8 protein-coding genes are annotated in these 12,229 nt (G+C 47.1%); 2 read left to right on the forward strand and 6 right to left on the reverse strand.

Going from position 1 to position 12,229, the window contains the following annotated elements:
- Positions 1–3 precede the first annotated feature (3 nt).
- From HMPREF0670_RS01325 to tsaA, 4 genes are all read right to left on the reverse strand, one after another.
- Positions 4–723, reverse strand: coding sequence for a YebC/PmpR family DNA-binding transcriptional regulator (locus HMPREF0670_RS01325; protein ID WP_009229359.1), 720 nt, complete (start codon positions 721–723; stop codon positions 4–6).
- A 168-nt stretch (positions 724–891) separates the two neighbouring features.
- On the reverse strand, positions 892–3,354 hold the full coding sequence (gene pheT / locus HMPREF0670_RS01330; RefSeq protein WP_009229360.1) for a phenylalanine--tRNA ligase subunit beta: 2,463 nt from the start codon (positions 3,352–3,354) through the stop codon (positions 892–894).
- A 1,252-nt stretch (positions 3,355–4,606) separates the two neighbouring features.
- Entirely contained in the window at positions 4,607–6,148 is a 1,542-nt protein-coding gene (locus tag HMPREF0670_RS01335) for a chitobiase/beta-hexosaminidase C-terminal domain-containing protein (RefSeq protein ID WP_044077581.1), read from the reverse strand.
- 365 nt (positions 6,149–6,513) lie between these two features.
- Positions 6,514–7,191, reverse strand: a complete 678-nt coding sequence (tsaA, locus tag HMPREF0670_RS01340; RefSeq protein ID WP_009229362.1) for a tRNA (N6-threonylcarbamoyladenosine(37)-N6)-methyltransferase TrmO — start codon at positions 7,189–7,191, stop codon at positions 6,514–6,516.
- Positions 7,192–7,367: 176 nt separating this feature from the next.
- Between tsaA and HMPREF0670_RS01345 the strand changes: the two genes are divergently transcribed.
- On the forward strand, positions 7,368–7,862 hold the full coding sequence (locus HMPREF0670_RS01345; RefSeq protein ID WP_009229363.1) for a pyridoxamine 5'-phosphate oxidase family protein: 495 nt from the start codon (positions 7,368–7,370) through the stop codon (positions 7,860–7,862).
- 264 nt (positions 7,863–8,126) lie between these two features.
- Here the strand turns inward: HMPREF0670_RS01345 and HMPREF0670_RS01350 are convergent, their stop codons facing one another.
- Positions 8,127–10,331, reverse strand: coding sequence for a S9 family peptidase (locus tag HMPREF0670_RS01350; protein ID WP_009229364.1), 2,205 nt, complete (start codon positions 10,329–10,331; stop codon positions 8,127–8,129).
- 108 nt (positions 10,332–10,439) lie between these two features.
- Between HMPREF0670_RS01350 and HMPREF0670_RS01355 the strand changes: the two genes are divergently transcribed.
- Positions 10,440–11,351, forward strand: a complete 912-nt coding sequence (locus tag HMPREF0670_RS01355; RefSeq protein WP_044077829.1) for a TIGR01212 family radical SAM protein — start codon at positions 10,440–10,442, stop codon at positions 11,349–11,351.
- Here HMPREF0670_RS01355 and HMPREF0670_RS01360 read toward each other — a convergent pair.
- Positions 11,330–12,094 carry a gliding motility protein GldB gene (locus tag HMPREF0670_RS01360; RefSeq protein WP_019188051.1) on the reverse strand — a complete coding sequence of 255 codons (765 nt, stop codon included), beginning with the start codon at positions 12,092–12,094 and terminating at the stop codon, positions 11,330–11,332. The genes HMPREF0670_RS01355 and HMPREF0670_RS01360 overlap by 22 nt on opposite strands.
- Between the last annotated feature and the right edge of the window lie 135 nt (positions 12,095–12,229).

A 12,229-nucleotide genomic window follows, 5' to 3' on the forward strand; every position in this document is an offset into this window, starting at 1 on the left:
CCATTACTTCATATTGGTGTAAACCGTCTGCACATCGTCAAACTCTTCAAGTCTTTCCACCATCTTGTCGATAGTTTCTCGCTCCTCGTCTGTTACCTCTTTCAGGTCGTTAGGGATGTAAGTAAACTCGGCGCCAGTAACTTCAAAGCCCTCTTCCTCCAAGTGCTTTTGTATCTCGCCAAAGCTGGTAGGAGCGCCATAGATGGTTATTTCGCCCGTTTCTTCATCCTCATCGTATTCGTCTTCCACGCCATAATCAATGAGGTCGAGTATCAATTCATCCATTTCCAGTCCGTCTTTCTTCTTGAAAGTGAACACCGACTTATGGTCGAAAAGGAAAGAAAGCGAGCCAGAAGTACCCAAATTGCCATTGAACTTGTTGAAAATAGAGCGAACGTCGCCCACCGTTCTCGTTGTGTTATCGGTAAGCGTGTCTACAAATATGGCCACACCATGCGGCCCATAGCCCTCGTATGTCACCACTTTATATTCGCTTTGGTCTTTACCCATCGCGTTTTTGATAGCCCTTTCGATGTTGTCTTTGGGCATATTCTCGCGTTTCGCGTTAGCGATGATGGCCCTAAGCGTAGGGTTGTTCTCTGGTTCGGGGCCTCCTGCCTTTACGGCAATGGCAATTTGTTTACCTATCTTTGTAAACGTGCGGGCCATATGGCCCCATCTTTTCAGTTTCGCAGCCTTGCGATATTCAAATGCTCTTCCCATAGGATTGTGCGTTTACGAGCGAGTTTGTGCCCTTATAACATCGTTGCATGGAAAAATAAGTGCAACATGTAGCAGGGCGACAGTGCCTCACTCCTATATTATTATCTATTTTTTATCGTTATATTCTTACATTAGATGTCTTTACCAGCATCTTTTGTTGCAGCCCGTTTAGCGCAATTCAGCCCCAAGTTTGCCTTTAAGGTTGGCAATCAACTTCTGCATAATGCTTTCAATCTGCTTGTCTTTAAGTGTTGCGTTCTCGTCTTGCAGGATGAAGTTCACGGCATAACTCTTCTTGCCTTGCGGCAGATTCTTGCCTTCGTACACGTCGAAGAGCTCAACTTTCTTGAGCAATTTCTTCTCCGTCTGCGTGGCCACGGCCACAACATCCTTAAACAACACTTCCTTGTCGAGCAACAAAGCGAGGTCGCGACTTACGGCCGGGAACTTGCTTATCTCCTTAAATTCTATGTCTTTCTTGCTTGTCAGCTTAATAAGGGCAGTCCAATTCAAGTCGGCAAAGAACACTTCGTTCGTCAAACCAAAGTTCTTGCGAATGCCATCGGCCACATATCCCAGTTCGGCAACAACCTTTCCGCCCCTGTTCATCACTTTAAGGGCATAAGTAAAGATGTTGTTTTCGCTCTTTTCGTAAACCAATAGGCCAGCAGGAATGCCAAGTCTAGCGAAGATGTTTTCCACATAGCCGTTCAATTCGTAGAACGAAGATTGCTCATCGGGATGAATCCACGAGCCTTCCACGCGTTTACCCGTTAGCCACAGTGCCAAGTGCTTTTCTTCCGAGTAGGCTTTTATGGGGCTTTCCTCGTTTGCTTTGTCGGCATGGTAGTGGTAGCAGTTGCCAAACTCAAAGAAACGCAGGTTTTGGTTCTGCCTGTTGGCGTTGCGCGAAAGGCTTTCCAGTCCACCAAACAGCAATGTTTGGCGCATCATGCCCAAGTCTGCACTAAGTGGGTTCAGCAGTTTCACGCAAGTATCTTCCGTGTAGTTGTTCAATCCCTCGTAATAGGCCACCTTCGTTAACGAGTTGTTCAGTATCTCGTTAAATCCGCAGCCAACAAGTTGTTCGCCAATAAGCGTTTCCAATTTATGCTCCCTATCTTCGTCGCCGTGTACCGTTAGCGAACTTTTCAGTTGTGTGGGTATTTCCACGTTATTATAGCCGTAGATGCGCAGAATATCTTCCACAACGTCGCAAGGACGTTGAACATCTACACGATAAGCGGGAACTTTGAGTTGCAAACCTTCGTTGGTTTCTTCAACCACCTGCATGCCAAGGCTCGTTACGATGCGCTTAATAACATCGTTTCCAATCTCTTTGCCAATCACTTGCCCCACATAGGCATATTTCAAGTCAACGTCGAAGTCGGATATTGGTTCGGGGTAAACGTCCTTTACCTCCATAGATATTTTGCCACCTGCCAGTTCTTTGCAAAGAATGGCGGCCTGTTTCAGGGCATACACCGTGCCGCTAGGGTCGATGCCACGCTCAAAGCGGTAGCTCGAATCGGTGCTAAGTCCGTGGCGGCGTGCGCTTTTCCTAATCCATGTGGGGTGGAAATATGCGCTTTCCAGCACAACATTGCGCGTAGTTTCGTATGTTCCGCTGCCTTTTCCACCAAACACGCCAGCGATGCACATCGGCTCTTCTGCGTTGCAGATGCTCAGGTCAGAAGGGCCAAGCGTATGCTCTTCGCCATCTAGGGTAACGAATCTCGTTCCCTCAGGCTGTGTCTTTACAATGATGTGATGACCCTTAACCATGTCGGCATCAAAGCAGTGCATGGGTTGTCCGTAGGCCATCATGATGTAGTTAGTGATGTCTACAATGTTGTTGATGGGGCGCAGGCCGATGGTAAGCAACTTGTTTTGCAGCCATTCGGGACTTTCTTTCACCTCGCAGTCGGTTATCGATACGCAAGCATAGCGTTTGCAGGCATCGTTATTCTCGATGGTAACATCTATGGGCAGGTCGTTATTGTCTACCACGAAGGCATCGCAGCTGGGGCGTTTCAATGTAGTTTCATAACCATTTTGCACCAACCAGGCGTACAGGTCGCGTGCCACGCCATAATGACTTAGTGCGTCGGCATGGTTAGCGGTTATGTCAATCTCGATAAGCCAGTCGCTTTCCAGTTGGTAATATTCGGCGGCAGGCTGGCCAACCTTAGCGTCGGCAGGCAAAACGATGATGCCGTCGTGAGCCGTTCCCACGCCAATTTCGTCTTCTGCACAAATCATACCAAAGCTTTCAACGCCGCGCAACTTCGATTTCTTAATAACAAACTCGTTGTCGCCATCGTAAAGCACGGCACCCACATCGGCCACTATTACCTTTTGTCCGGCGGCAACATTGGGTGCGCCGCATACTATTTGAGAAGGTTCGCCCTTGCCCAAGTCAACGGTTGTGATGTGTAAGTGATCGGAGTTTGGATGCGCCTCGCATGTAAGCACTTCGCCCACATACAGTCCTTTCAAGCCACCTTTGATGATTTGAACCTCTTCCACAGAGTCTACTTCAAGGCCGCAAGAAGTCAATACCTCTGCCGTTTTTTGCGGCGTAAGGTCGAAGTCGACATACTCTTTCAGCCATTTGTATGAAATGTTCATTTATATAAAGTTGTTTTGTATACCCAAATAATGCGCAAAATTACTAAAAAACATGCAGTTTCGCAAAATATTGAAGTTACAAATTGTTTCTGTTGCCGTCTCCGCGATGCCAACACGCCTTCGGCTTGCGCCTCTTTCACTGGTGTACATCCTGCGGACATGTGCGTAAGTTCACGCTGTTTTGCATGTTGGGGATATAAAATTTGGCCGTGTCTAGCGTGTCTTGGTCGTGCATTTTTCTTTAAATAGTATGTGTTTCGGTGGAAGAAGGGAAAAGTTTAATCGGCTACAGGTTAACTCGTCATCTAAATCCCCTTGTCAACTCATCAACTCACAAAACTTAAAATCGTTTATTTTATTTTACAACAACGCTCCAATTTCCACTCCGTTCTAGCGAAAATTTTGGTTGAAAAGTGGGTAAACATCCGCTATTTGTAACCTACCACGTCTTCTAGCTTGTCTGTTTTTAAGAAGAAGACCTGCGTTTTGCACCATTTTGCCTTTCTGGTTTGCTTGCCGACTCTTATTTTTTCAACTCCAATTACCTGCTTTTAGACCCTAAAATCCCACTTTTTAACGGCCATTTTGCCCCTTTGAGCTATGTTTTTCATGGTTCGGAAAGGTTTTGTTTATGCTATTTCGGCGGATATTTATGCTTTTCGTCTTGTATTTAGCAGCATTCGGCATCACATTTAGCGGCATTTTACCTTGCGTTTAGCATCAAAACGCACTGCATTTAGCGGCAAAACGCACTGCATTTAGCATCAAAACGCACTGCATTTAGCACCAAAACGCAGGCTAAATAGTACAAAATAGCTTCAAAATGGGTGCAAATAGCGGTTTCCTTAAATAAAAATTCATTTTGCAGCATTCACAAACTAACCCTATTTTGCACCAAAATAAACTTTCGCGAGAATCGATTTTTTGCGGCAAGAAGGGAGGTTGGTTGTCGGAAAGGGCACTCATAATGTTAAAATGCTTGCTGAAAAACGGACAACATAATTGCGCCGTATATGCCGATTGGAGTTAAAATAAAGACAATCTCGATATGTGCAAACTTACCCGTAAGGCAATTCATACCTAAAACTAGTTGTTTTTGATTATGATAAAAACAAAAGCATCCCCTGCACAATGACGTGCGAGGGATGCAGGAAATCATTGTGTTGATGCCATCACGGCATATCACAAATTTACATCTCTAATATCTGATAACATATTATTAAGGTGTGCCTTGAATATATTCTTTCGTGCGTTATTTCACTACCACCTTCTTGCCGTTAACGATATAGATGCCCTTAGGCAATTCGTTTACTTGCTTGTTGAGCTTTATGCCTTCAAGGGTGTACACTTCGGCGGCAGTTTTGTCTGTCGAAACGTTATCAATGCCGTTTACTACGGGTTTTTCGATGTTCACAACAAAGTCGTAAGCGCCGCCTTTGTCTATCACATCTTCTGCGCTATGCGTATGTCCTGGCTCGTTTTTCTTGTGCCAAGCATCGGTAAATTGTATGCGCATACGCGTTGCACCCACAACGGCATCGGCAGGAACGGCTATGGTGCGGGTAAAGTTGCAAACCTCTTCGTTGCCCTTCACTTCCTCGCCAACCTTAAATAGCTGTTCGCCCGCGTCGTCAAAGCTGTAATTGTGGTTCCAGTCAACAAACACAATGGCATGGTCCCACTTCATAGAAGGGCTGCATTGTACGTGTAGCTTGAAGTTGCTGCCGCTTTCTACCGTGAATGCGCTGCCTGTATTGATGTAAACAACGGAGGGCTTGGTGCTTTGCGTGAAGTTTAGGTTTTGCTTGGCATCCTCGGTTGTGGCCGAGGTGATGTAGCGGTCTTCGGTGGGATGAACCGTACCTTTCACTATGCTCCAAGCCTTTTGTATGGTGTATTTGGCCGTAGCCACGTTGCTGGCTTCCATTCCGTCTTTAACGGCAATGGCCTTTAAGGTTACCTCGGTGGTGTTTCCTTCTAGTCCGCTCACTTTAACGGGGCTTTCGTACAGCATGCCGTTGGCAGCGGTGGGGGTGCTGCCGTCTAAGGTGTAGTAAATCTTAGCATCGGGCGTGTTCGTGGTGATGGTCACCATTTGGTCCATCTTATAGATTCCGTCTGCCACACTGAAAACGGGCTTAGCTGCGGTGTTCTTTGAAACGATTGTAACGCCGAAATCGTGCATCGAACCGGCGTAGCCCACAGGCGAACACATTTCGAAATCGGCCGACCCGCCATCGCCGTCGCACAAAATACGCATGCGGGTTTTACCATTAATGGCATTGCTGGGTACCGTGAAGGTAAACTGATGGTAAAGCACGCCGCGATGGCCTAAGCGGTTTTGCTCGGCTTCTCTCCATTTGGCATTGGCGTAAGTGTCGCTGTATTTGGGGTTCCACGAGGTTTCTTTCTCTGTTGGTTTCTTTCCAACCGTAGAGAAAGCGCGTTGAATGTCTTCAAAGTCGCCATCACCATCCCAGTCAAATCCCACTTGGATGTCCCACGTCCAAATACCCGAACGCACGTCTAGCACCAGTTTCTTACCTGTTGAGGTGGTAAAGCCTTGCTCGTCTTGTATCCAATTGTACTGGTTGTTGCAATTTTCGTCGGTAAACTGATATACATCGTTACCATCCGAAGAAACCTTTAAGCTGTAAAACGACTGCGAATTGGCATGCGCCCAATTTTTTCCTCCACTGCTTTTGGTGGGTTGGCAATAGGTTTGCGCCATCATAGCAGGAAAAGTGGAAAGCGACAAGGTCGCTCCCAGTAATAAAGTAGAAATTCTCATCATTTGTTTTGTTTTATAATTGTTTTTATCGTTAGTTCTGTTTCTAATGCCTTTGCATACATGTGGGATTTGCATTTCTGATTAAGACAGCCGCGTTTGGTTTAGCTGAAAAGTAGTTTATATGGTGCGCCCCCATGTTGTAATGGCACAGTTAAGGGTTTTTAGTGTTGTTCGCAAAGTTATAAATCTTTTCTTAAATAGACAAACTTTTACATATTTTTTTATCAAAGCAGTGTGGAAAAGGTAAAAAAGGAAGGTTAGTAAGGGTGTAAATGTGTTTTTTAGCAAGGTTTGGAGCATGATGTTTGCCAACAAACGATGGGGAGGGAGAAGGGCTGTGCGGGGGCATCGCACAGGAAGAAATCGGCTTATACCACGTCTACCACCAGCAGTTGCCCCTCGGCCGACACCGTGAAACGCACATCCTTATCCATAAACGGCATGCCATACACCTTTTGGGGATTGTCTTGATAATGCGGGCGAGGGTCGAGTGCCAGCACTTCGCAAAGCGTTTTAAGGTCGTGGGAAGAGAATATGGTGCGGAAACGTTCGGGTATGCACACATCTAGTCGGGCAATGGCCGTTCTGTCTACAAAACCACTGCGTGCACCCACGTGGCAATCGGCGTATGCGATGTAGGGTTTAATGTCGAAAATGGGTGTCCCGTCCATCAAGTCGGCACCCAAAACATGTATAACGGGGCCTTGGGACGTTTCCCATTCGATGCGTTCTAGCCGCACAGAAGATAGGCCCAAGCCGTTAGGACGAAAGGGAGAACGCGTGGCAAACACGCCCATCTTGGTGTTTCCGCCTAGCAATGGCGGACGAACGACAAGGCTATTGGGTGCGTGTTTGTTGGCCGAAAAGTGCCAAATAAGCCATAGGTAGTCGAACTCGTCTAGCCCACGCAGGGCGTCTTTCGAGCGATAAGCGGGTTCGAAAACGATTTGTCCGCGTACGTCTTGCACCAATCCGCTTTGTTTGGGTATGCCAAACTTTGAGCTGAAAGGCGAACGAAGATGGGCTATGGGGTGTATTTCTGTCATTGTGCAGCTGTGATTTGTGCATGGATGGGGGAGAGAACGAGGGGGTTCGGCCCACCCATACGCAGTTTAACTGGCTGCAAAGTTAAGGCAATTAACCCACTTTAACCGCATAAACCATGAAATGTTATGGGTTATTGTGGCAAAAAATACTTAATTTTGCCATTAAAGAAGAGGTTATGAAATACAATAACGACCATGTAAGAAGGCGCGACCGACTGTTGACAGAGCAACGCGCCATAGAGCTGATAGAGGGTGCCGAGTATGGCGTTCTTTCGATGACAGACGAGGAAGGCATGCCGTATGCCATCCCCGTAAACCATGTTTGGGATGGCGAAAGCGCGTTATATGTGCATTGCGCACCCGAAGGTAAGAAGTTAAGGGCCATAGCTAAGAACCCGCATGTGTGCCTTTGCATTGTGGGCGACGTTAACTTGTTGCCCGCTAATTTCACCACCGAATACGAAAGTGTGGTGATTTATGGCCTAGCCCGAACGGGATTGGACGAAGACGAGCGCATGAAAGCCTTGCACCTGCTTATCAACAAGCTATCGCCCGAACATAAACAGCTGGGAGAGAAGTACACGCAGGCATCGTTTCATCGTACAGAAATCATCAAGATTGAGGTGCAAGAGTTTTCAGGCAAGTGCAAGAAAGTGAACAAGGCTGGGTAAAAACCAAGCCTTAATCCGCAACAAGCCTAGGCGAGGAATGTTTGCTAGCCTGCGGTGGTAAAGCAAAATGCGGCGTGCTAGCCAGGTGCTAATGGTGTGGTCAATGTTGCGCATTGGCGTGGTTAATGCAATGTAACGGCATGGCTGGTGTTATGCTATGGCGTGACTGGTGTTGTGCAATGGCGTAACTGGTTTTATACGGAAAAGCCCCAAACCTTTCCTTAGCAGAAGGGTTTGGGGCTTTTTGGGGTGGATGAACCGAGGTTATTTCAGTTGTTCCTTAAAGAAATTGGTTATCTGGCGCAACAAGTGGTTGCGTGTGTTGCCGCCATAGATGCTATGGTTGCGGTTGGTGTAATACAACTCTTTGAAGTCTTTGTCGGCCTGAACAAGCGATTCTGCATACTCAAAGGTGTTTTGCGGATGCACATTGTCGTCTGCCAAGCCGTGGCAAATGAGCAAGGCTCCATGCAAATTGTGGGCGCGCGACATGGCGTTGTCGTCGTATCCCTTGCCATTCTCTTTGGGCGTACGCATGTATCGCTCGGTGTAGATGGTGTCGTAGTAGCGGAATGAAGTGGGGGGAGCCACCGAAACGCCAGCCTTGAAGACGTTGTCGCCCGAACTCATGCTCATAAGCGTGTTAAAACCGCCGAAACTCCAACCCCAAATGCCGATGTTGTTGGCGTCTACATAGGGTAGTGAGGCGAGATAGCGGGCTGTGGCCACTTGGTCTTGCGATTCTAGCTTGCCTAATTGCAGGTAGGTGGACTTCTCGAAAGCCGAACCTCTGCCGCCTGTTCCGCGCCCATCCACGCATACAACGATAAAGCCTTCTTGGGCCAAGTACCTGTCGAAGAGTGCACCTTGCCCCATCGAGCCAATGCCCCACGAGTTTACTACTTGCTGACTGCCCGGTCCGCTGTATTGGAACATGATGACGGGATATTTCTTTGATGGGGAGAAGTTGGCAGGCTTAACCATCCAGCCGTCTAGCTTTACGCCATCGCCTGTTGTAAACGAGAAGAATTCGGGCTCGGAAAGTCCTTCTTGCTTGTATTTGGCAACGAGCTGTTTGTTATCTAGCAATGTGGATATAACTTTGCCGCGAGCGTCGCATAGCGTGAAGGTGTAAGGCGTGGTGGCATTGCTCCACGTGTTGATAAAGTTCTTCAAGTCGCCCGAGAAGATGGCGTTGTTCCAGCCTTCTTGCTTTGTTAAACACTCAGTTTTGCCGTTTTTGTGGTTCACAAATACCTGTCTGTCGTGCGCGGTAGGCACGGCAGCTTGGTAAAATACGTCGCCCGTTTGCTCGTCATAGCCATAAACTTGGGTGATGTCGTAGTTTCCGTCGCCTATCTTGCGTATCTGCTTTCCGCCCATGTCGTATAGATAGAGGTGCATGTAGCCGTCTCGGTCGCTTGGAAGTAGAAAGCTATTGTTGTAAACCGATATGTTGGCGATGGCCTCTTCTTTCACATACTTGTCTCCTTTTTCCCTTACCAACAGCTGTGCAACGGTGCTGCGAGGGTTCACCGTATATACGTTCAGCATGTCTTGGTGGCGGTTCATGGTGTAGACAAGTATCATGTCGGCATTGTTGGTGGTCTTAATTCGTGGTATATAGCCGTCGGCATCCAATGGCACGTCGAGCTTTCTGGTTTGTCGCGACTTGATGTCGAAACTCCATACCGACACTTTGGCGTTGTCTTCGCCTGCCTTTGGATATTTGTATGCAAAGAAAGAAGGATAAGTTTGGTTCTCCTTGTGCGAAGGGTATTGCCCTTGATACATCTGTAACGAGAAGGTTTTCACGTCTTTCTCATCATAGCGCACCCAGCAAATCATGGTTCCGTCGGCATTAAACACCAACGAACTGCTAATGCCGAACTCCTCCTCGTTTACCCAATCGGGCACGCCGTTAATCACTTCGTTTAGCTTTCCGTCTTTGGTAACTTGGCTTTCGGCGTTGTCGTAGAGCAGTTTCACCAAGAAAATGTTGTTGTCGCGCACGAAAGCCACCTGCCTACTGTCGGGCGACCACGTGGGATTTTGCTGTGGCCCTCCGTCGGATAGTTTGTCCAGTCGGCGCGATGCCACAGTATATATATAATAGGTGGCCTTGAAGGTGCGCCTATAAATCTTTTTCGGGTTGGTGCAAATAAGTATGCGCGTGCCGTCGGGCGAAAGGATGTAACTGTCGAACGACTTCACCTTTTGCCCTTGCGTGTCGTTCACGTCGAACAGAACGTCTACCTGTTTGCCTGTCTTAAACGAATAGCGTACGATGCGTTGCCCGTCGTCGCTTATCTGCGCGTAGAGGTCGGTACCCGCAATGGGTTTAATGCCGCTGATGTACTCTGGCGAGAACGTACCATCGGTAATCTTTTTCAAGTCTAGCGTGCCAGCCGCCGAACCGCTAGACAGCGACAGGAGGAAGGCCATGCACGATATGATTACTTTTTTCATGATTGAATGTTTTTAGTCGTAATTGCGGACAAAGATAATTAAAAATCCGTACTTTTGCAAACCAAAGGCGAGCAATTGTTGTTGCCTACCACTACAAAAATACGAACAATGCAACTACCATATAATGATTTTGGGAACTGGATGAGGCGCCAATTCCCCTTCAAAGTGCAGAAACTATCGGTTAATGCGGGCTTTACTTGCCCTACGAGAGATGGACATACGGGGTTCGGAGGGTGCACCTATTGCAACAATCGCAGCTTTAATCCTGCCTATTGTGAACCTCAGCAGGGGGTTGGCGAGCAGTTGGAGGCAGGCAAAAAGTTTTTCGCGCGCAAGTATCCCAGCATGAAATACTTGGCTTACTTCCAGGCTTACACCAGCACTTACGACACTATCGACCGCCTTAAGGCCATGTACGAGGAGGCTTTGATGGTAGAAGATGTGGTGGGCTTGGTTATTGGTACACGTCCCGACTGCATGCCCGACGCTCTACTTCGTTATTTGGAAGAGCTTAATAAGCATACGTTTCTGATTGTGGAGTATGGCGTTGAAAGTGCCAACAACGAAACTTTGGAACGCGTTAAGCGTGGACATACGTTTGAGTGTAGTCGAGAAACCATCGAGCGAACACACGAATGCGGAATAAGGACGGGGGCGCACGTTATCCTAGGCTTGCCTGGCGAAGATGCGGAAGAAAGCATTAGGCAAGCCACAATCATGTCTGCCTTGCCCATCGACATCTTGAAAATACACCAGATGCAGATAATACGCGGAACGTTGTTGGCTAGGGAATACATGAAACAGCCGTTCCACTTATATACGGTAGAAGAATATTTGGATGTGATTTGCGAGTATGTTAAACGACTACGCAAGGATCTTGTGTTGGAAAGGTTCGTTAGTCAATCGCCCGAAGGCTTGCTTATTGCGCCAAAATGGGGATTGAAGAATTACGAATTTACCAACTTGCTCGTTCGCAAAATGGCAAACGAGCAAGTTGTTCAAGGCAGCATGGCCCTATAATTTTCGGTGGATATAAGTTCTTCGTAAGTAACGTTAGGGTGGGCACGCATGTATTTGTCCACCTGGTCGACAAACTTGTTGCGGTAGCTTTGCTTAGACGTGGCTTTATTAACCACCCACCATATCTTAGCCATGTGCAAGTCGCGGTCTATTTGCGGGCGTGTGTCGTTTCTATCTAGCGAATATTGGGCAAGGAGATAGAAACTCAGGGCGTCGGGAACGATGTAACCGCGGTACATGGTTTTGGTTTGTTCGGGGGTGTAAAAGCGTTTGTAAAGCGAATAGTCTTCGCCCATGTACTTATCAAGCGATACACCTATGGTGCCGTTTCCCACGATGATGCTTTGGTCGAACGAACTAATCTGTGAGTAAATCTTTGGTTGTGGCAAGTTAGGGAACCACTTACTAAGCTTGCTAAACGCATGGGTGAATTGTTCGTTGACATCGTTGATGTTGTTAAACTCTGCTTCTACATCGGTAATTAGTCTTTGCAGGGTGGTGTCTTGATAATAGTGCAAAAAGCGATGATGTATTTCAGAGTCTTCAATAGTTCCCAACTGCAAAACCTTTTCTATCAGCGTACGCGTTTCTGTTGGATAGTCTGTGTTCATTTGTTGCAGTGCCGAGTAATCGCCTGTTGAGAGGTAACGACTCTCTAAGCGGTCGTAGCGTTGCACCTTAATGCAGTCGCCATGATCGCCATTCATGCTGTGCCACATCTTTATTTCGCAGCCAACAAACATGAAAGAGTATAACATGAGTATAAATGACAGTATCTTCACGTCGTTACCTTTTGTTGATTTCTCGTTGCGAATTTACTATTTTTTTATTTATAAACCAAACTTATTGCTAAAAAACATGAAATTTTTCTTGTTTCA

The organism is Prevotella sp. oral taxon 317 str. F0108, from assembly GCF_000162415.1.
Taxonomy (GTDB): domain Bacteria; phylum Bacteroidota; class Bacteroidia; order Bacteroidales; family Bacteroidaceae; genus Prevotella; species Prevotella conceptionensis.

What these genes read in the sequence shown, in the direction of transcription:
- HMPREF0670_RS01325 (WP_009229359.1), bottom strand. Translation starts at nt 723, where the DNA reads ATGGGAAGAGCATTTGAATATCGCAAGGCTGCGAAACTGAAAAGATGG.
- pheT (WP_009229360.1), bottom strand. Translation starts at nt 3,354, where the DNA reads ATGAACATTTCATACAAATGGCTGAAAGAGTATGTCGACTTCGACCTT.
- HMPREF0670_RS01335 (WP_044077581.1), bottom strand. Translation starts at nt 6,148, where the DNA reads ATGATGAGAATTTCTACTTTATTACTGGGAGCGACCTTGTCGCTTTCC.
- tsaA (WP_009229362.1), bottom strand. Translation starts at nt 7,191, where the DNA reads ATGACAGAAATACACCCCATAGCCCATCTTCGTTCGCCTTTCAGCTCA.
- HMPREF0670_RS01345 (WP_009229363.1), top strand. Translation starts at nt 7,368, where the DNA reads ATGAAATACAATAACGACCATGTAAGAAGGCGCGACCGACTGTTGACA.
- HMPREF0670_RS01350 (WP_009229364.1), bottom strand. Translation starts at nt 10,331, where the DNA reads ATGAAAAAAGTAATCATATCGTGCATGGCCTTCCTCCTGTCGCTGTCT.
- HMPREF0670_RS01355 (WP_044077829.1), top strand. Translation starts at nt 10,440, where the DNA reads ATGCAACTACCATATAATGATTTTGGGAACTGGATGAGGCGCCAATTC.
- HMPREF0670_RS01360 (WP_019188051.1), bottom strand. Translation starts at nt 12,094, where the DNA reads ATGTTTGTTGGCTGCGAAATAAAGATGTGGCACAGCATGAATGGCGAT.